Origin of the sequence: Amycolatopsis deserti, assembly GCF_014653945.1 — a bacterium.
In the GTDB taxonomy this organism is placed as follows: Bacteria; Actinomycetota; Actinomycetes; order Mycobacteriales; family Pseudonocardiaceae; genus Amycolatopsis_E; species Amycolatopsis_E deserti.
Genome location: NZ_BNAU01000008.1, coordinates 211,167 through 229,930, shown reverse-complemented (window position 1 = coordinate 229,930; position 18,764 = coordinate 211,167). Strand labels below are relative to the sequence as shown.

At 72.7% G+C, this 18,764-nt stretch carries 17 protein-coding genes; 14 read left to right on the top strand and 3 right to left on the bottom strand.

The features are described from left to right. Positions 1-9: 9 nt before the first annotated feature. Genes IE290_RS30305 through folP form a run of 7 tightly spaced genes read left to right on the top strand, consistent with a single transcriptional unit; the run spans position 10 to position 8,455 of the window. Positions 10-291, top strand: coding sequence for a sarcosine oxidase subunit delta (locus IE290_RS30305; RefSeq protein WP_191248122.1), 282 nt, complete (start codon positions 10-12; stop codon positions 289-291). Continuing rightward, complete coding sequence (locus IE290_RS30300) at positions 288-3,068, top strand: 2Fe-2S iron-sulfur cluster-binding protein (protein WP_191248121.1); 2,781 nt, start codon at positions 288-290, stop codon at positions 3,066-3,068. Before IE290_RS30305 ends, IE290_RS30300 begins: the two co-directional genes overlap by 4 nt. Then, positions 3,061-3,648: a sarcosine oxidase subunit gamma gene (locus tag IE290_RS30295; RefSeq protein WP_191248120.1), complete on the top strand. Its 588-nt coding sequence runs from the start codon at positions 3,061-3,063 to the stop codon at positions 3,646-3,648. Before IE290_RS30300 ends, IE290_RS30295 begins: the two co-directional genes overlap by 8 nt. 20 nt (positions 3,649-3,668) lie before the next feature. Then, on the top strand, positions 3,669-6,134 hold the full coding sequence (locus tag IE290_RS30290; RefSeq protein WP_191248118.1) for a GcvT family protein: 2,466 nt from the start codon (positions 3,669-3,671) through the stop codon (positions 6,132-6,134). An 11-nt stretch (positions 6,135-6,145) separates the two neighbouring features. After that, on the top strand, positions 6,146-6,766 hold the full coding sequence (locus tag IE290_RS30285; RefSeq protein ID WP_191248117.1) for a cyclodeaminase/cyclohydrolase family protein: 621 nt from the start codon (positions 6,146-6,148) through the stop codon (positions 6,764-6,766). Next, a complete protein-coding gene (locus IE290_RS30280; RefSeq protein WP_191248115.1) occupies positions 6,763-7,602 on the top strand; it encodes a bifunctional 5,10-methylenetetrahydrofolate dehydrogenase/5,10-methenyltetrahydrofolate cyclohydrolase in 840 nt (279 codons plus the stop codon). The genes IE290_RS30285 and IE290_RS30280 overlap by 4 nt, the downstream gene beginning before the upstream one ends. 7 nt (positions 7,603-7,609) lie before the next feature. Next, positions 7,610-8,455 carry a dihydropteroate synthase gene (gene folP / locus IE290_RS30275; RefSeq protein WP_191248114.1) on the top strand — a complete coding sequence of 282 codons (846 nt, stop codon included), beginning with the start codon at positions 7,610-7,612 and terminating at the stop codon, positions 8,453-8,455. 5 nt (positions 8,456-8,460) lie between these two features. On the opposite strand, the gene IE290_RS30270 is transcribed toward folP, so the two are convergent. Beyond that, a complete protein-coding gene (locus tag IE290_RS30270; protein WP_191248113.1) occupies positions 8,461-9,135 on the bottom strand; it encodes a GntR family transcriptional regulator in 675 nt (224 codons plus the stop codon). Between the two features lie 61 nt (positions 9,136-9,196). Between IE290_RS30270 and IE290_RS30265 the strand changes: the two genes are divergently transcribed. The 3 genes from IE290_RS30265 to pabB all read left to right on the top strand — a co-directional run bounded on the left by IE290_RS30265 (position 9,197) and on the right by pabB (position 12,592). Then, on the top strand, positions 9,197-10,570 hold the full coding sequence (locus IE290_RS30265; protein ID WP_191248112.1) for an L-serine ammonia-lyase: 1,374 nt from the start codon (positions 9,197-9,199) through the stop codon (positions 10,568-10,570). A 10-nt stretch (positions 10,571-10,580) separates the two neighbouring features. Further along, positions 10,581-11,429, top strand: a complete 849-nt coding sequence (purU, locus tag IE290_RS30260) for a formyltetrahydrofolate deformylase (RefSeq protein ID WP_191248110.1) — start codon at positions 10,581-10,583, stop codon at positions 11,427-11,429. A gap of 104 nt (positions 11,430-11,533) precedes the next feature. Further along, positions 11,534-12,592 (top strand): aminodeoxychorismate synthase component I, encoded by a 1,059-nt coding sequence (gene pabB, locus IE290_RS30255; RefSeq protein ID WP_229874809.1) that lies wholly within the window; start codon positions 11,534-11,536, stop codon positions 12,590-12,592. On the opposite strand, the gene IE290_RS30250 is transcribed toward pabB, so the two are convergent. Beyond that, a complete protein-coding gene (locus IE290_RS30250; RefSeq protein WP_191248109.1) occupies positions 12,558-13,346 on the bottom strand; it encodes an IclR family transcriptional regulator in 789 nt (262 codons plus the stop codon). The genes pabB and IE290_RS30250 overlap by 35 nt on opposite strands. 120 nt (positions 13,347-13,466) lie before the next feature. On the opposite strand from IE290_RS30250, the gene IE290_RS30245 reads away from it, so the two are divergent. Next, a complete protein-coding gene (locus IE290_RS30245) occupies positions 13,467-13,787 on the top strand; it encodes a bifunctional 3-phenylpropionate/cinnamic acid dioxygenase ferredoxin subunit (protein ID WP_191248107.1) in 321 nt (106 codons plus the stop codon). Further along, positions 13,787-14,956 carry an NAD(P)/FAD-dependent oxidoreductase gene (locus IE290_RS30240; RefSeq protein ID WP_191248106.1) on the top strand — a complete coding sequence of 390 codons (1,170 nt, stop codon included), beginning with the start codon at positions 13,787-13,789 and terminating at the stop codon, positions 14,954-14,956. Before IE290_RS30245 ends, IE290_RS30240 begins: the two co-directional genes overlap by 1 nt. Before the next feature lie 37 nt (positions 14,957-14,993). Here IE290_RS30240 and IE290_RS30235 read toward each other — a convergent pair whose 3' ends face one another. Next, positions 14,994-15,560 (bottom strand): TetR/AcrR family transcriptional regulator, encoded by a 567-nt coding sequence (locus IE290_RS30235; RefSeq protein WP_191248105.1) that lies wholly within the window; start codon positions 15,558-15,560, stop codon positions 14,994-14,996. Positions 15,561-15,717: 157 nt separating this feature from the next. Here IE290_RS30235 and IE290_RS30230 point away from each other — a divergent pair, with 157 nt between their 5' ends. Continuing rightward, positions 15,718-17,187 carry an aldehyde dehydrogenase family protein gene (locus IE290_RS30230; RefSeq protein WP_191248104.1) on the top strand — a complete coding sequence of 490 codons (1,470 nt, stop codon included), beginning with the start codon at positions 15,718-15,720 and terminating at the stop codon, positions 17,185-17,187. Between the two features lie 45 nt (positions 17,188-17,232). Beyond that, positions 17,233-18,753: an APC family permease gene (locus tag IE290_RS30225; protein ID WP_191248103.1), complete on the top strand. Its 1,521-nt coding sequence runs from the start codon at positions 17,233-17,235 to the stop codon at positions 18,751-18,753. Positions 18,754-18,764: the final 11 nt, after the last annotated feature.

The window sequence follows — 18,764 nt, the reverse complement described above, 5'->3', positions numbered from 1 at the left end:
GAGCCACGCATGCAACTCATCACCTGCCCGTGGTGCGGGCCGCGCGAGGAAGTGGAGTTCCACTACGGCGGCCAGGCCCACATCGCCTACCCGGACGACCCGGCGGCGCTGTCCGACGAGGAATGGGCGCACTTCGTCTTCTTCCGGGACAACCCCAAGGGCCCGTTCGCCGAACGCTGGAGCCACGCCGTGGGATGCCGGCGCTGGTTCAACGCGGTCCGCGACACCCGGACCTACCAGTTCCTGGCCGTGTACCCGATGGGCCAGTCCGCACCGGAGGTGGCGTCATGAGCCGCATCAAGGGCTACGGCCGCATCGACCGCACCCGGACCGTCGGGTTCACCTTCGACGGGGTCACCTACACCGGGCACCCGGGCGACACGCTGGCTTCGGCGCTGCTCGCCCACGGCATGCACGCGGTGGGCTCGAGCGTGAAGTTCGGCCGCCCGCGCGGGATCGGCGCGGCCTGGGTCGAGGACCCGACCGGCCTGGTGCAGATCGAGGAGCCCTTCCCGGAGCCGATGCTGCTGGCCGCGACCGTGGACCTGACCGACGGTCTCGTCGCGCGCGGGCTCAACGGGCAGGGCCGGCTCGCCGAGGTGGCCGACACCGCCCGGTACGACCGCAAGCACACGCACTGCGACACGCTCGTCGTCGGCGCGGGCCCAGCCGGGTTGCTGGCCGCCCGCGCGGCCGCGCGGCGCGGGGAACGGGTCGTGCTGGTCGACGACCGGGCCGACGCGGGCGGCTCGCTGACCGGCACCGAGGTGATCGACGGGCGTCCGTCGCGGGATTTCGTCGCCGAGGTGGTGGCCGAGCTGGCCGCCGCCCCGGAGGTGCTGCACCTGCAGCGCACCACGGCGTTCGGGCACTACGACGACGGGTTCGTGCTGGCGCTGGAACGGCGCACCGACCACCTCGGCACCACCGCGCCGCGCAACGTGTCGCGCCAGCGGGTGCACCGGATCCGCGCGCGGCACATCGTCGTCGCCACCGGCGCGCACGAACGGCCCGTGGTGTTCGCCGACAACGACCGGCCGGGCATCATGCTCGCCTCCGCCGCCCGCGACTACCTGCACCGCTACGGCGTGCTCGCCGGCCGCGAGGTCGTCGTGTTCACCACGAACGACTCCGCCTACGCCGCCGCGCTCGACCTGGAGCACGCCGGGGCGCGGGTCACCGTCCTCGACGCACGGGCGAGCGCCCCGGAGCACTGGGCGGGCCTGTGCCGGGAGCGCTCGATCGCCGTGCGCCCGGGCAGCAGCGTCGTGGGCACCACCGGCGACGGGCGGATCACCGGCGTGGACACGGTGACCGCGGGCAAGCCGGAGTCGCTGCCGTGCGACCTGCTGCTGACCTCCGGCGGCTGGAACCCGGCCGCGCACCTGTTCAGCCACGTCCGCGGCGCGCTGCGCTACGACCCCGCGCTGGGCGCCTTCCGCCCGGCCGAGCCGATCCCCGGCGTGTCGGTGATCGGCGCCGCGAACGGCACGTTCGACCTCGCCGGGTGCCTGCGCGACGGCGCCGGGGACGACGCGCCCGCCACGCCCGCCGAGCCGGAGATCACGCCGCCGCTGGTGCTGTGGCGCACCGAGGGCGATTCGGCCCGCCAGTTCGTGGACATCCAGCGCGACGCCACGGTCGCCGACATCGAGCGGGCGGTGGGCGCCGGGCTGCGCTCGGTCGAGCACGTCAAGCGCCACACCACCATCGGCACCGCGCACGACCAGGGCAAGACGTCCGGGGTGATCGCCTCCGGCATCGTCGCCGAGCTGCTGGGCAAACCGGTCGAGGACACCGGCACCACGACGTTCCGACCGCCGTACACCCCGGTGGCGTTCGCCGCGCTGGCCGGGCGCGAACGCGGGAAGCTGTTCGACCCCGAGCGGATCACCTCGCTGCACAGCTGGCACGTCGCCGCCGGGGCGGTGTTCGAGGACGTCGGGCAGTGGAAGCGGGCTCGCTACTACCCGGCGCCGCACGAGAACATGGACACCGCCGTGCTGCGCGAGTGCGCGGCGGTCCGCGGCGGGGTCGGCATCCTGGACGGCTCCACGCTGGGCAAGATCGACGTGCAGGGCCCGGACGCCGCCGAGCTGCTCGACCGGCTCTACACCAACATGATGAGCACCCTGAAGGTCGGGCGCGTGCGCTACGGCGTCATGTGCGGCAACGACGGCATGGTGTTCGACGACGGCACCGTGCTGCGGCTGGCCGAGGACCGGTTCCTGGTCGTCACCACCACCGGCGGCGCGGCCCGCGTGCTGGACTGGATGGAGGAGTGGCTGCAGACCGAGTGGCCGGACCTGCGCGTGCACCTGACCTCGGTGACCGAGCAGTGGTCGGTGTTCCCCGTCGTCGGGCCGCGCTCCCGCGACGTGATCGCCGCGGCCTTCCCGCACCTGGACGTCTCCAACGACGCGTTCCCGTTCATGTCCTGGCAGGACACCGAACTCGACGGCGTGCCGGTGCGCATCGCCCGCATCTCCTTCTCCGGTGAGCTGGCCTTCGAGGTCAACGTGAGCTCCTGGTACGCCAGGGCGATGTGGCTGCGGCTGCTGTCGGCCGGCGCGCGCTGGAACATCACCCCGTACGGCACCGAGACCATGCACGTGCTGCGGGCGGAGAAGGGCTACCCGATCGTCGGGCAGGACACCGACGGCACGGTCAGCCCGCACGACCTCGGCCTCGGCTGGGCGGTGTCGAAGAAGAAGCGGGACTTCGTCGGCAAGCGGTCGTTCACCCGGGCGGAGAACACCAACCCGCTGCGCAAGCAGCTCGTGTCGCTGCTGCCCGCCGACGCCCGGACCAGGCTGCCGGAGGGCTCGCAGATCGTGGAGTTCCGGCCGGACGGCACCCTGCCCCCGCCGCCGGTGCCGATGCTCGGCCACGTCACCTCCAGCTACCACAGCGCCGAGCTGGGCCGCCCGTTCGCGCTGGCACTGGTCAAGGGCGGGCAGGCGCGCATCGGCGAAACCGTCCACGTCCCGGTCGACGGCACGCTGGTGCCGGCCGAGATCGGCGGGATCGTGCTGGTCGACCCGGAAGGAGCACGCCGCGATGGCTGAGCCTCGTCTCTACCCCACGCATCCGCTGCAGCAGTGGATCCCCGCGCTGGCCGCCGCCTCGCGCAACGCGACCGGCCTGAACCTGGAGGCCGAGCCGCCGGTGGCCGCGGTGGACCTGCGGGTGAGTCCACCGGCCGAGGTGCTCGGCACTCCGCTGCCCACCGAGCCGAACACCTGGGTCTACGCCGCCGACGGGCAGATCGTCTGGCTCGGCCCGGACGAATGGCTCGTCACCAGCACCGCCGCGGCGGGGCACGAACTGGAGGCGCGGCTCGGCGCCGTGGTCCGGCCGCGCGGCGGGGCCGCCATCGACGTCTCCGCGCAGCGCACCGGCATCCGGATCAGCGGACGGCACGCGCGGGACGTGCTGGCCACCGGCTGCTCGCTCGACCTGCACCCGCTGGCGTTCCCCGCCGGCCGGGCCGCGCAGACGACGCTCGGGCAGGCCCCGGTGCTGCTGCTCGCGCTGGGCACCGGCGACGACTTCCGGGTGTTCGTGCGGCCCTCGTTCGCCGGATACCTCGCCGACTGGCTCCTCGACGCGGCGCTGGAGTTCCAGCCCGCCGGGACCACCTCGTAGACCACAGACAGGAGACCACGATGAGCACCACACCCCGGGTTGTCATCATCGGCGCCGGCATCGTCGGCGCGAACCTGGCCGACGAGCTGACCGAACGCGGGTGGACCCGGATCACGGTCCTGGACCAGGGTCCGCTCCCGCTGACCGGCGGTTCGACCTCGCACGCGCCGGGCCTGGTGTACCAGACGAACCCGTCGAAGACGATGACCGAGTTCGCCACCTACACGGTCAACAAGCTGAAGAGCCTGGACGTGGACGGCGCCTGGTGCTTCAACCAGGTCGGCGGCCTGGAGGTCGCCACCACCCCGGAGCGCCTGGCCGATCTGCACCGCAAGCAGGGCTGGGCCACCTCGTGGGGCGTGCCCGGCGAGGTCGTCGGCCCCGAGGAGTGCGTGCGGCTGCACCCGCTGCTCGACCCCGAGCAGATCCTCGGCGGGTTCCACACGCCGACCGACGGGCTCGCGAAGGCCGCCCGCGCCGTGGTGGCCCTGCGGCGGCGAGCCGAGTCCCGGGGCGCCGAATTCCACGGCAGCGTCCGGGTCACCGGCATCTCGCACGCCGGCGGCCGGGTCACCGGGGTGCGCACCACCGCCGGTGACTTCCCCGCCGACATCGTGGTGTCCTGCGCCGGGTTCTGGGGTCAGGCGATCGGCGAGATGGTCGGCATGCGGGTGCCGCTGCTGCCGCTGGCGCACCAGTACGTGCGCACCGGCCAGGTCGCGGACCTGGTGGGGCGCAACGACGAGCTGACCGAGGCGGGGCTGCCGATCCTGCGCCACCAGGACCGCGACCTGTACTACCGCGAGCACGTGGACTGCCTGGGCATCGGCTCCTACGCGCACCGCCCGATGCCGGTGCGGCTGTCCGACCTGCCCGAGGTGTCCGACGACGACCTCACCGAGGCGGCGATGCCGTCCATGCTGCCGTTCACCGAGGAGGACTTCGCGCCCTCCTGGGAGCACAGCCGGCAGCTGCTGCCGTCCCTGCGGTCGGCCAAGATCGAGACCGGGTTCAACGGCATCTTCTCGTTCACCCCGGACGGCGGCCCGCTGATCGGCGAGTCCCCCGATGTCGCCGGGTTCTGGATTGCCGAGGCGGTGTGGGTGACGCACTCCTCCGGGGTGGCGCGCTCGGTCGCGCAGCTGCTGGTCGACGGCCGCAGCGAGATCGCCCTGCACGGCTGCGACGTGCACCGGTTCGACGAGATCGAGACCACCGATGCCTACGTCGACGAGACCGCGCAGCGCAACTTCGTGGAGATCTACGACGTGGTGCACCCGCTGCAGCCGAAGCTGTCGCCGCGCGATCTGCGGGTCAGCCCGTTCCACGCGCGGCAGAAGGAGCTCGGCGCGTTCTTCCTGGAGGCGCACGGCTGGGAGCGGCCGCACTGGTACGAGGCCAACGCGCACCTGGTCAAGGACCTGCCGCCGGAGTGGCAGCCGCCGTCGCGGGACGCCTGGTCGGCGATGTTCCACTCCCCGATCGCCGCGGCCGAGGCGTGGAAGACCCGCACCGCGGTCGCCCTCTACGACATGACGCCGCTCAAGCGCCTGGAGGTCTCCGGGCCGGGAGCGCTGTCGCTCCTGGACCGGCTCACCACCGGCAAGATGGACAAGTCGGTCGGCTCGGTCACCTACACGCTCGCCCTGGACGAGGCCGGCGGCATCCGCAGCGACCTCACCGTGGCGCGCCTGGGCGAAGACCGGTTCCAGGTGGGCGCCAATGGCAACCTGGACCTGGCCTACTTCCGGGCCGAGGCCGGTGCCGACGTGCAGGTCCGCGACATCACCGGCGGCACGTGCTGCATCGGTGTGTGGGGGCCGCTGGCCCGCGACCTGGTGCAGCCGCTGAGCCGGGACGACTTCTCGCACGAGGCGCTGAAGTACTTCCGCTGCATGCCCGCGCACATCGCCGGCATCCCGGTCACCGCGATGCGACTGTCCTATGTGGGCGAACTCGGCTGGGAGATCTACACCAGCGCCGAGTACGGGCAGCGACTGTGGGACGTGCTGTTCGAGGCCGGCCGCCCGCTCGGGGTGGTGGCCGCGGGCCGCGCCGCGTTCAACAGCCTGCGGCTGGAGAAGGGCTACCGGTCGTGGGGCGCGGACATGACCACCGAGCACAACCCGTACGAGGCCGGGCTGGGCTTCGCGGTGCGCAAGCAGAAGGGCGACTTCGTCGGCCGGGACGCGATCGCCGAGGTCACCGACGAGACGGTGACGCGCCGGCTGTCCTGCCTGACGATCGACGACGGCCGCAGCGTGGTGCTCGGCTCCGAGCCGGTGTTCGTCGACGGCGACCCCGCCGGGTACGTCACCTCCGCGGCGTTCGCCCACACCCTGGGGGTGCCGATCGCCTACGCGTGGCTGCCCGCCACCGCGACCCCGGGCACGCCGGTCGAGATCGGCTACTTCGGCCGCCGGGTGCGCGCCACCGTGGCCGCCGAACCACTCGTCGACCCCGAGATGCTGCGCATCCGGCGCTGAGGGAGGACCCCATGCGCACCCTCACCCTGGAAGCCTTCCTCGACGCGCTCGCCGCCCGGGTGCCCGCCCCGGGCGGCGGCGCCACCGCCGGGCTGCACGCCGCGCAGGGCGCCGCGCTGATCGCGATGGTCGCCCGCTACAGCGACGGCGAGAAGTACCGGCAGGACGCCGAGGCGATCACGCAGATCCGGGACAACGCCGACGATCTGCGCCGCCTCGCCCTGGCACTGGCCGAAAAGGACGCGGCCGCGTTCCAGGCCGTCACCCGCGCCTACGCGCTGCCGAAATCCACCGAGGGCGAGAAGCTGGCCCGGTCGCGGGCGATCGGCGCGGCCCTGGTGGAGGCCGGGCGGGTCCCGGCTCGCGTGATCGCGGTCGCCAAGCAGATCGTCAGCCTCGCCGAACGGCTCCAGCCGATCGGCAACCGCAACGTGATCAGCGACGTCGCGGCGGCCGCGGACGCGGCGAAGGCGGCGTTGTCCACGGCCCGGGTGAACGTCGAGATCAACCTGGCCGGCATCGGCGAGGGCCCGGCGCGCGACGAGCTGGCCGCGGCGATCGCCACGGTGGACCAGGCGATGGCGCGCGCGGACGACGTCACCGCCGCGGTACGGAAGCAGATCGCGCGATGACCGCCGTCCTCAGTGGAACCGAGCTGGGCCGGCTGATCCGGGACGGCGTGTCGGCCGACGCCGCGGCCCTGTCCGAGCGGGGCGTCCACCCCCGCCTGGCCGTGGTGGTCGCCACCGACGACGAGTCCAGCGCCTGGTACGTGCGCTCGATCGCGAAAACCGCGGCCCGCAGCGGCGTGCAGTGCGATGTCGTGGACCTCGGCGCGGGCGCCACCCCCGCCGGGATCACCGCCGAGCTGGAGCGGCTCAGCGCCGATCCGGCGGTGCACGGGATCATCCTGCAGACCCCGCTGCCCGGCGGCGCCCGGCTGGAGGAGCTGGCCACCGCCATCGACCCGGGCAAGGACGTGGACGGGGCCAACCCGGTGTCGCTCGGCCGGCTCGCCGCGGGCCTGCCCGCGCACCCGCCGGCCACGGCCGCCGCGGTGCTGGCGCTGCTCGACCACTACGAGGTACCCCTGGCCGGGCGCCGCGCGGTGGTGGTCGGGCGCTCCACCGTGGTCGGCAAGCCCGCGGCGCAGCTCCTGCTGGCCCGGGACGCCACCGTGACGATCTGCCACCGCCACACCGAGGACCTGGCCGCGGCCACGCGCGAGGCGGACGTCCTCGTGGTGGCCGTCGGCCGGGCCGGGCTGATCACCGCCGAGCACGTCGCCCCGCACGCGGTGGTCGTCGACGTGGGCACCAACCCCACCCCGGACGGCGGTCTCGCCGGTGACGCCGACGCACGATCGCTGTCCGGCCGGGTCGCCGCCCTGACGCCGGTGCCGGGCGGGGTCGGCCCGGTCACCACCGCGCTGCTGTTGCGGCACACCATCACCGCCGCGTCCCGTTAGGACAGTCATGACCAGTACCGGGAACCCCACCGCCGTCCGGACACCGGTGCCGGAGCTGCTGGCGCGGCCGCGCACGCTGGTGTGCGGCATCGTGAACGTGACGCCCGATTCGTTCTCCGACGGCGGCGCCTTCCACGACCACGGGGCCGCGGTCGCGCACGGCGAACGGCTCGTGGCCGAGGGCGCCGACCTGCTCGACGTGGGCGGCGAGTCCACCCGGCCCGGCGCCCACCCGCCCACGCTCGACGAGGAACTGGACCGGGTCGTGCCGGTGATCGCCGGGCTGGCCCGCGCGGTGGACGTGCCGATCTCGGTCGACACGTCCCGGCCCGAGGTGATGCGGGCCGCGGTGGACGCCGGGGCCGTGATGATCAACGACGTGCGGGCGCTGCGCCACCCCGGCGCTCTGCGGGCCGCGGCCGAGCTCGGGGTGCCGGTGTGCCTGACCCACATGCTCCGGCCACCGCACCTGATGCAGCGCGATCCGCGCTACACCGACGTGGTCGCGCAGGTGCGGGACTTCCTGCGGGCCCGCATCGAGGCCTGCCTGGCGGCCGGCATCCCGGTGGCACACCTGATCGCCGATCCGGGGTTCGGGTTCGGCAAGACGCTGGAGCACAACCTCGCCCTGCTCGGCGCGCTGCCGGAGTTCCGCGCGCTCGGCGTGCCGCTCATGGTGGGCCTGTCCCGCAAGGCGATGCTCGGTCAGCTCACCGGCCGCCCGGTCGGGCAGCGCGCGGTGGCGTCGATGACCGCCGCCGTGCTGGCCGCCGAGCGCGGCGCGAAGATCGTGCGGGTGCACGACGTCGCCGCCACGCGCGACGGCCTCGCGGTCCTGGAGGCGCTGCTGTGAACCGGTCAGATGATCGCGCGGATCGCCTTCTCGAAGCCGGTCACGTGCACGAGGGCCAGCTCGGCGGCGGTGTCCCCGTCGCCGTCGGCGATCGCCCGCAGCAGGGCCGTGTGCTCGCCGACGTGCCGGTCGAAGTGCGGCATCCGGTCCAGGAACAGGCAGAAGATGCGGGTCGCCAGGTTGTCGTAGCGGACCAGCGTGTCCTCCAGGTGCGGGTTGCCCGCGGCGCGGTAGATCGCGCGGTGCACGCGCAGGTCGCAGCGCATCAGCTGGGCGCGTTCGAGCGCCCGCACGTCGAGGTCCGCGACCTCGTCGGCGAGCTCGGCCAGCTCGGACTTCACGCCCGGGCCTGCGGTCTCGGCGGCGCGCCGCGCGGCGAGCGGTTCGAGCTGGACGCGGATCTCCGAGATGTAGGCCAGGTCGGTGATGTCGACCCCGGTGGCGAAGGTGCCGCGCCGCGGGTAGGACACCACCAGCCGGTCGACCTCCAGCCGTTTGAGCGCCTCCCGCACCGGCGTGCGGCCCAGCCCGAGCGAGGCGGACAGCGCGGTGTCGTCGATCGGCGCCATCGGCGGGATGTCCAGCATGATCAGCCGGTCCTGGATCGCCGTGTAGGCGCGCTCGGCCAGCGAGACCGGCGGGCCCTCGAGTTCCTGCGGTTGAGCGGTCACGAACCCCATCCTAACGCCTGAAAACCACGACTCGTCACTCTGGTATATCAACCCTACATCAGGAGGGACCATGACGGTCTCCGTCTTCGACCTCTTCAAGGTCGGCATCGGTCCGTCCAGCTCGCACACGGTCGGCCCGATGCGGGCCGCGTACCTGTTCGCCTCCCGCCTGGCCGACACCGGTCGCCTGGCGCGCACGGCGCGGCTGCGCTGCGAGCTGTTCGGCTCGCTGGGCGCGACCGGGCACGGGCACGGCAGCGTCAAGGCGGTCGTGCTGGGGCTGTCCGGGGAGCAGCCGCACCTGGTCGACCCGGTCGCCGCCGAACCCGCGGTGACCGCGGCACGGGCGGACGGCACGATCGCCCTGCTCGGCAAGCACCGGATCACCTTCGCCGTGGACGACGACATCGTGCTGCACCGCCGCAAGCGGCTGGACTTCCACAGCAACGGCATGGTGTTCACCGCCTCCGGCGAGGACGGCGAAGTCCTCGACCGGCGCGAGTACTACTCCGTCGGCGGCGGGTTCGTGCTCGACGAAGACGAGACCGGCCGCCGGGCGCTGGTGCCGGATCCCACGCCGGTGCGCTACCCGTTCACCACCGCGGACGAACTGCTCGCCCTCACCCGGGAAACGGGCCTGCGCATCAGCGATCTCATGCTCGCCAACGAGCTGTCCTGGCGCGGTGAGGCGGAAATCCGCGCCGGGCTGCTGCGGATCTGGTCGGTGATGCGGGAATGCGTGGACCGCGGCACGCACACGCCCGGCGTGCTGCCCGGCGGGCTGAAGGTGCGCCGGCGCGCCAACGACCTGCGGGAGCGGCTGGAACGCGACTCCGGTGAGCCGGACGCGCTGCACGCCATGGAGTGGGTCACCCTGTTCGCCTTGGCCGTCAACGAGGAGAACGCCGCGGGCGGGCGGGTGGTCACCGCGCCGACCAACGGCGCGGCCGGGATCGTGCCCGCGGTGCTGCACTACGCGGAGAAGTTCCTGCCCGGCTTCGACGACGACGCGGCCGTGCGGTTCCTGCTGACCGCCGGGGCGATCGGGTCGCTGTTCAAGGAGAACGCCTCGATCTCCGGCGCCGAGGTGGGCTGCCAGGGCGAGGTCGGCTCGGCGTGCTCGATGGCCGCGGCCGGTCTGGCGGAGATCATCGGCGGCACTCCGGAACAGGTCGAGAACGCGGCCGAGATCGGCATCGAGCACAACCTCGGCCTGACCTGCGATCCGGTCGGCGGGCTCGTGCAGATCCCGTGCATCGAGCGCAACGCCATCGCCTCGGTCAAGGCGATCACCGCCGCGCGGATGGCGGTGCGCGGCGACGGCCGCCACCACGTCTCGCTGGACAAGGCCATCAAGACGATGCGCGAGACCGGCGCCGACATGAAGGACAAGTACAAGGAGACCGCCCGCGGCGGGCTGGCTCTCAACATCGTGGAATGCTGAGGAGACACCGATGACGCGTTCGTTCACGCTCACCCTGGACTGCCCGAACCGGACCGGGATCGTCCACGCCGTCAGCGCCTACCTCGTCGAGCACGGCGGCAACATCGAGGAGTACCAGCAGTTCGACGACCCGGTGCGCAAGCGGCTGTTCCTGCGCACCAAGGTGACCACGGACCACGAGGTGGACCTCGCCGAGCTGTCCCGCGGTTTCGAGCCGGTCGCCGCGGACTTCGCCATGTCGTACGCGTTCCACCCGGACCGCAACGCGCGCATCCTGGTCATGGTGTCCAAGCAGGGCCACTGCCTCAACGACCTCATCTTCCGCTGGCGCGCGGGCAGTCTGGGCGCCGACATCGTCGCGGTGGTGTCCAACCACGACGATCTGCGCCCGATGGCGGAGGCGGCCGGGTTGCCGTTCCTGCACATCCCGGTGACGCCGGAAACCAAGCCCCAGGCCGAGGCGAAGCTGCTGGAGGTGGTGGAGGAGTACGAGGCGGAGCTGGTGGTGCTGGCCCGGTACATGCAGGTGCTGTCCGACCAGCTGTGCAAGGCGCTGCACGGCCGGGCGATCAACATCCACCACTCGTTCCTGCCCGGGTTCAAGGGCGCCAAGCCCTACCACCAGGCCTACGACCGGGGCGTGAAGCTGGTCGGCGCGACCGCGCACTACGTGACGCCGGACCTGGACGAGGGCCCGATCATCGAGCAGGAGGTCATCCGCATCGACCACACCTACGACCCACGCGCACTGCAAACGGTGGGCCGCGACGCCGAGGCGCTGGCCCTGTCCCGGGCGGTGCGCTGGCACTGCGAGCGGCGCGTGCTGCTGAACGGCAACAGCACGGTGGTGTTCCCCTGAGCCCGCTGAGCGCGCGGTTCGACGACCTGCGGGCGGGGACGGGTCTCGGCTTCCCGGCGCCCGCCCGGGTCGTGGCGGCACACCGGACGGAGGAGGTCGTCCCGGTGCTGGCCGAGGTGGAACGGGCGACCGCGCGCGGCGGGTGGGCGTACGGGTACCTCGGCTACGAGGCGGCCGCGGCGTTCGGCCTGCCGGTCCACCCGCCGGACCCGGACGGGCCGCCGCTGGCGTGGTTCGGGCTGTCCCTGCCGCCCGAACGCCTGCCCGGCCTGGGCGCGCCCGCCTCGCCCTACCGTGCACTGTGGACACCGGCCTGGTCCGAAGCGGACCACCACCGCGAGGTCGAGCTGGTGCGCGACCGGATCGCGGACGGCGAGACGTACCAGACCAACCTGACCGTCCGCATGCACGGTCTGCTCGACTGCACACCGCAGACCCTCTACCAGCACCTCGCGCGGGGACAGGCTGGGGCGCACCACGCCTACCTCGACCTGGGCCGGTTCGTGATCGCCAGCGCCAGCCCGGAACTGTTCTTCGAGCGGCGCCGCGACCACGTGGTGCTGCGGCCGATGAAGGGCACCGCGCCCCGCGGTCGGGACCCGGTCGAGGACCACGCGCACGCCGCCGCGCTGCGGTCAAGCGAGAAGGAACGGGCCGAGAACGTGATGATCGTGGACCTGATGCGCAACGACATCGCCCGCGTGGCGCGGCCGGGCAGCGTGCGGGTACCAGCACTGCTCCGCGTCGAGCGCTACCCGACGGTGCTGCAACTGACCTCCGACGTGACCGCGGAACTGGAACCGGGCACCGGTCTGGTGGAGCTGTTCGGCGCGCTGTTTCCGTGCGGTTCGGTCACCGGCGCCCCGAAACGCAGCAGCATGGATCTCATCCGGCGCCTGGAACCCACCCCGCGCGGGGTGTACTGCGGCGCGATCGGATGGGTGGCGCCGCCCGGCGCGCCGGTGCGGGCGCGGTTCAACGTCGCGATCCGCACCGCGGTCGCCGACCGTCGCACCGGCACCGCGGTCTACGGGGCCGGCGGCGGGATCACGTGGGGTTCCGATCCCGCCGCCGAACACCGCGAGGTGCTGGCCAAGACGGCGATCCTGCTGCCGCGGCGGGAGCCGGTCAGCGGGGGCCCAGGTAGCCGACGCGGAAGCTGATCTCCTCGGCCCCCGCGACGATCTTCTCCGCGATGTCCACGTAGGACGACGGCTCCATGCGGTACGCCGGCCCGGAGACCGACAGCGCCGCGATCACGTCACCGTTCGCGGCGCGGATCGGTGCGGCGACCGCGTTGAGGCCGACCTCCAGCTCCTCCACCGTGCACGCCCAGCCGCGCTCGCGGACCTGTGCCAGCTCCTCGGCGAGCTTGGCCCGGTCGGTGCGCGTGTTCGGCGTGAACGCGGGCAGCTCGGCCAGCGCGGACTCCCGCTCGTCGTCGGCGGCCCAGGCCAGCAGGACCTTCCCGCTGGAGGTGGCGTGCAGCGGCGTGCGCTGCCCGATCCAGTTCCGCGCGGTCACCGCCGCCGAGCCGTAGACCTGCATGATGTTGGTCGCCTGCCCCTGGTCGACGACCGCCACGTTCACGGTCTCGTCGAGTTCCGCGGCGAGCCGCTCGCACACCGCCCGGCTCTCCCGCGACAGGTCCAGCCGCGCCGTGGTGGCGCCGGCCAGGCGGACGATGCCGAACCCGAGGCGGTACTTGCCGCGCTCGCTGACCTGCTCCACCAGCTGCCACGCCTCGAGCGCGCCGACCAGGCGGAACGCGGTCGACTTGTGCACGTCCAGTTCCTGCGCGATCTCGGTGACCCCCGCCTCGCCGCGTCTGGCCAGGATGTCCAGGATGGCGATCGCCCGGTCCACCGACTGGACCTGGCTCGCGGACCCGTTCGTCGAGCGCTCGTTGTTCCGCATACCGCAACTCTACTCACATGACACAATTTCCCACTTCCAGGCCTTGACCGCTCCCCGCCCACTGCCGCACTCTGTTGCGGATAGCACGTGTAGTTGTGCATTACACAACGGAGCCGCCTCATGATTCCCGTCTGCGCTCTCCAGGACCTCCCCGTCGGCGAAGCCGTCCGCATCGACGGCGAAGTGCCGATCGCGGTGTTCAACGTCGACGGCACGCTGTACGCGATCGACGACACCTGCACCCACCAGGACGCCTCGCTGGCCGACGGCTGGCTGGAGGGCTGCGCGGTGGAGTGCCCCCTGCACGCCTCCTGTTTCGACCTGCGCACGGGCATCCCGAGCGGGCCGCCGGCGAAGAAGCCGGTCCGCACGCACGAGGTCGTCGTGGTCGACGGACAGATCTACGTCAACGTCACCGCACCCGAGCGGATGGGGGTCTGATGCGCACGATCGCGATCGCGGGCGCGTCGCTGGCCGGCCTGTCCACGGCGCGGGCCCTGCGGGAACGCGGCTTCGACGGGCGCCTGGTCGTCGTCGGCGACGAGCCGCACCGGCCGTATGACCGGCCGCCGCTGTCGAAGGAGTTCCTCGCCGGCGCGATGTCCGCGGCCGACCTGGCGCTGGAAAGCGACGACGAGGACCTGGACGCGGACTGGCGCCTGGGCCGCCGCGCCGTCGCGCTTGTCCCCGCGCTGCGGACCGTCGAGCTCGATTCGGGCGAGCGGATCGTCTGCGACGGCGTGGTCCTGGCGACCGGCGCGCGGGCCCGCCGTCTGCCCGGCCCCGCACTGGCGGGCGTGCACACGCTGCGCACCCTGGACGACGCGATCGCGCTGCGGGCCGATCTGGTCGCGGGCGCGCGGCTGGTCGTGATCGGCGCCGGGTTCATCGGGGCCGAGGTCGCCTCCACCGCCCGTGGGCTCGGCCTGACGGTGACCGTGGTCGAGCAGCAGGCCGTGCCGCTCGCGGGCCCGCTCGGCGCCGAGCTGGGCGCCCTCTGCGCGGCGCTGCACGGCGACCACGGCGTCGAACTGATCACCGGCGCCGGCGTGGCTGCGCTGGCCGGGACGGACCGGGTGCGGTCGGTGCACCTGACCGACGGCCGCGAACTGCCGGCGGATGTCGTCGTCGTGGGCGTCGGCGCGGTGCCCAACACCGAGTGGCTGGCCGGGTCCGGGCTCGACGCGGCGCGCGGCGTGCGCACCGACGCCCGGTGCGCGACGGCCATTCCGTCGGTGGTCGCGGCCGGCGACTGCGCGGTGGCGCACAACCCGTTCGCCGGCGCGGAGATCCGGCTCGAACACTGGACGAACGCGCTCGAGCAACCGGCCACCGCCGCGGCGACCCTGCTCGGCCACGAGCCGGTGCCGAGCACCCGCGCGCCCTACTTCTGGTCCGATCAGTACGGCACGCGCCTGCAGTTCGCCGGGCACCGCCGCGACGGCGACCGGACCGAGATCGTCGACGGCGACCCGGCCACCCGCCGGTTCACCGCCGTGTACCGGCGAGGCGACCGCCCGGTGGCCGTGTTCGCCATGAACCAGCCGAAGATCTTCGGCCGCTGGCGCCGCGAGCTCAGCGCCGCGCCGGAACCCGTCGCCCAGCCGTAGCCGCCCGGTCCTGGCCGCCCCTCGCGGCGGCCAGGACTCACGGCCCGTGGACCGCCCGGCGGAAGATCGCCTCGACGTCCGAAGCGGACGGTGCTTCGTCGCTGATCGCCAGCTGCATCAGCAAACCGCAGAACAACCCCGCCAGCACGCGTCCGGTCAGCGCGTCCGTCCGTGAGCCGAACAGCTCGATCAGCGCGTCGTCCCACGCCGCGCTGATCGGGCGCAGCCGCGGCCGGTGCATCGCCGCCACGTACAGGTCGTACTCGACCACCGTGTGCGGCCCCTCGTCGCGCACGTACCGCATCACCAGCTCGGCCAGCGCGGCCGCGAAGTCCGCGTCCGCCGGCACCGTCCGCTCCCACTCCCGCAGGCGCCGGACGTTGTCCTCGGCCGCCTGCCGCAGCGCGACCTCCAGCAGGTCGTCCAGGGTGCGGAAGTGGTACGTCGTCGAGCCCAGCGGCACCCCCGCGGCCGCGGCGACCGCCCGGTGGGTCAGCCCGTCGATCCCGCGCTCGGCGACCACGTCGATGGCCGCCCGCGCGATCTTCGAGCGCCGCTCCGGATCGTTGGGCCGCTGCCGGCGCGAACCGGCGACCTGTGACACTACTGCACACCCCCACCTGCGAAGACTCCCGGTTAACACGATCGTAGCCGACGAGTATGGACATTCGTACGCACTCTCATGTACAAATGTACGCACTGAACGTGCCGCGCATCACATCCAGCGCCGGCGTTGCCCGCTACCGCATCGGAAAGGGCTCATGAAGGACCTGTACATCGACGGAAACTGGACCGAGGGGCGCGACGGGTCCCGCACCGACGTCCTCAACCCCTACGACGCGTCCGTCATCCAGTCGGTCGCCCTCGCCGGGCCGGCCGACGTCGACCTGGCCGTCACCGCCGCGCGCCGGGCGTTCCGCCCCGGCTCACCGTGGCGCCGCACCACCGCCGGCGAGCGCGCCGAGCTGCTCACCCGCATCGCCGACCTGCTGCTCCGCGACCGGGAGGACCTCGCCCGCACGGAAAGCCTGGACACCGGCAAGACCCTCGCCGAGGGCCGCATCGACGTCGACGACGTGGTCGCGGTGTTCCGCTACTACGCCGCGGCGATCGCGCAGGAGGCCGGGCGCGTGGTGGACACCGGGAACCCGGGCGCGATCAGCCGGATCGTGCACGAGCCGGTGGGCGTCTGCGCGCTGATCGCCCCGTGGAACTACCCGCTGCTGCAGATCTCCTGGAAGATCGCCCCGGCGCTGGCCGCGGGCAACACGATGGTGCTCAAGCCGAGCGAGCTGACCCCGCTGACCACCATCCGGCTCGTCGCGCTCGCCGAGGAGGCCGGTGTGCCGCCGGGAGTGGTGAACCTGCTGCTCGGGCCGGGCGCGGTCGGCGCCGCGATGGTCGAGCACCCCGGGGTCGACCTGGTGTCGTTCACCGGCGGGCTCGCGACCGGCGAGAAGATCATGGCCGCCGCGGCGCGCGGGGTCCGCCGGGTGGCGCTGGAACTGGGCGGCAAGAACCCCAACGTGGTCTTCGACGACGCCGATTTCGACACCGCCGTGGACCAGGCCCTCAACGCCGCGTTCATCCACTCCGGACAGGTCTGCTCGGCGGGCGCCCGGCTGATCGTGCAGAACGGGATCCACGACCGGTTCGTCGACGAGCTGGCCGCGCGCGCCGACCGCATCCGGCTGGGCAACGGGCTCGACCCCGCCACCGAGTCCGGTCCGCTCATCTCCGAGCAGCACCGCGCGAAGGTCGAGGGCTACATCGCCGGGGCGCTCGCCGCCGGGGCCACGTTGCGCGCGGGCGGCACGCGGCCGGAGGATCCCGCGCTGCGCAACGGTTTCTTCCTCCGTCCCACCGTGTTCGGCGACTGCACCCGCGACATGGCCGTGGTGCGCGAGGAGGTGTTCGGCCCGGTGGTGACCGTGGAACGGTTCGCGACCGAGGAGGAAGCCATCGAACTGGCCAACGACACCGACTACGGCCTCGCCGGCGCGGTGTGGACCTCCGACGCCGGGCGCGCCCAGCGCGTGGCCGGGGCCCTGCGCCACGGCACGGTCTGGATCAACGACTACCACCCCTACCTGCCGCAGGCGGAGTGGGGCGGCTTCGGCAAGTCCGGCATCGGCCGGGAACTCGGCCCGTCCGGCCTGCACGAGTACCGCGAGACCAAGCACATCTACCACAACATCGATCCCCGGCCGCAGCACTGGTTCAAGGGCTGACCGGGATTCCCTTCTCCACGCCGCAGTACTGAAGAGGAGGCGCGCGTGAGCACCAGCAACGACCACGGACTGTCCGAGTTCGGGTACCGGCAGTCCCTCGACCGCAGCATCGGCAAGTTCGCCAGTTTCGCCGCCGGCGTCAGCTACATCTCCATCCTCACCGGCACGTTCCAGCTGTTCTACTTCGGGTTCGGCACCGGCGGGCCGGCCTACTGGTGGTCCTGGCCGATGGTCTTCGTCGGGCAGCTGGCGGTGGCCCTGTGTTTCGCCGAGCTGGCCGCCCGCTACCCGGTCGCCGGGTCGGTCTACAACTGGTCCAAGAGACTCGCCGGGCCCACCACGTCGTGGCTCGCCGGGTGGATGATGTTCACCGCCTCCGTGGTCACCCTGGCGAGCGTGGTGCTGGCCTACCAGGTCACGCTGCCGCAGCTGTGGTCCGGCTTCCAGCTGGTCGGCGACGGCAGCGGCGCCCACGACTTCGGCATCTCCGCGGTGATCTGGGGCGCCGTGCTGATCCTGTTCACCACCCTGGTCAACGCCTTCGGCGTCAAGCTGATGGCGCGCATCAACAGCATCGGCGTGTTCATCGAGCTGATCGCGGCGGTCCTGCTGGTCGTCATCCTCGCGGTGAACGTGGTGCGCGGGCCGGAGGTCTTCGTGGACACGCACGGGCTCGGCGAGGGGCACACGGGTGGCTACGCCGGCGTGTTCCTGGTCGCCGCGATCGCCTCCGCCTACGTCATGTACGGCTTCGACACGGCGAGTTCGCTGGGCGAGGAGACCGTCAACCCGCGGCGCACCGCTCCCGCGGCGATCCTGCGGGCGGTCATCGCGTCGTTCGTGATCGGCGGGCTGATCCTGCTGTTCGCGATCATGGCCGCGCCGGACCTGTCCGACCCGCGGCTGGGCACGTCGGCGGGCGGGCTGCAGCTGATCGTGCTGCAGGTGCTCGGCGGGCCGCTGGGCAAGGTGTTCCTGGGCTGCATCGTCGTCGCGATCACGGTGTGCGCGCTGGCCGTGCACACCGCCGGGATCCGGCTGATGTTCGCGATGGCCCGGGACAACGCCCTGCCGTTCGGGGTGCGCTTGGCGCGGATCAACGCCAAGACCGGCACACCGGTGGTCCCGGCGATCCTCATCGGCGCGGTCGCGGTGGCGATCCTGCTGGTCAACATCGGCACCCCGCAGATCTTCACCGCGGTCACCAGCGTCGCGGTGGTCATGATCTACCTGGCCTACCTGCTGGTGACGGTGCCGATGCTGGTCAAACGGTTGCGCGGCGGGTGGACGGGCCGCGACGCGGGCGGTCACTTCTCGCTGGGGCGGCTGGGCCTGCCGGTCAACATCGTGGCCGTGCTGTGGGGCGCCGGGATGTCCGTGAACCTCGCGTGGCCACGCGAGCAGATCTACGGCGGCGGAGCGCTGCGCTGGATGGCCCTGATCTTCATCGGGATCGTCGCCGCGATCGGGCTGGTGTGGTTCCGGTTCAAGGGCCGCCACCACCTGGGCACGCTCCCCGAACACCGCGCGAGCACCGGCAGCCGGCTCGTCGACGAGCTTTCCTGAGGAGGACGAAC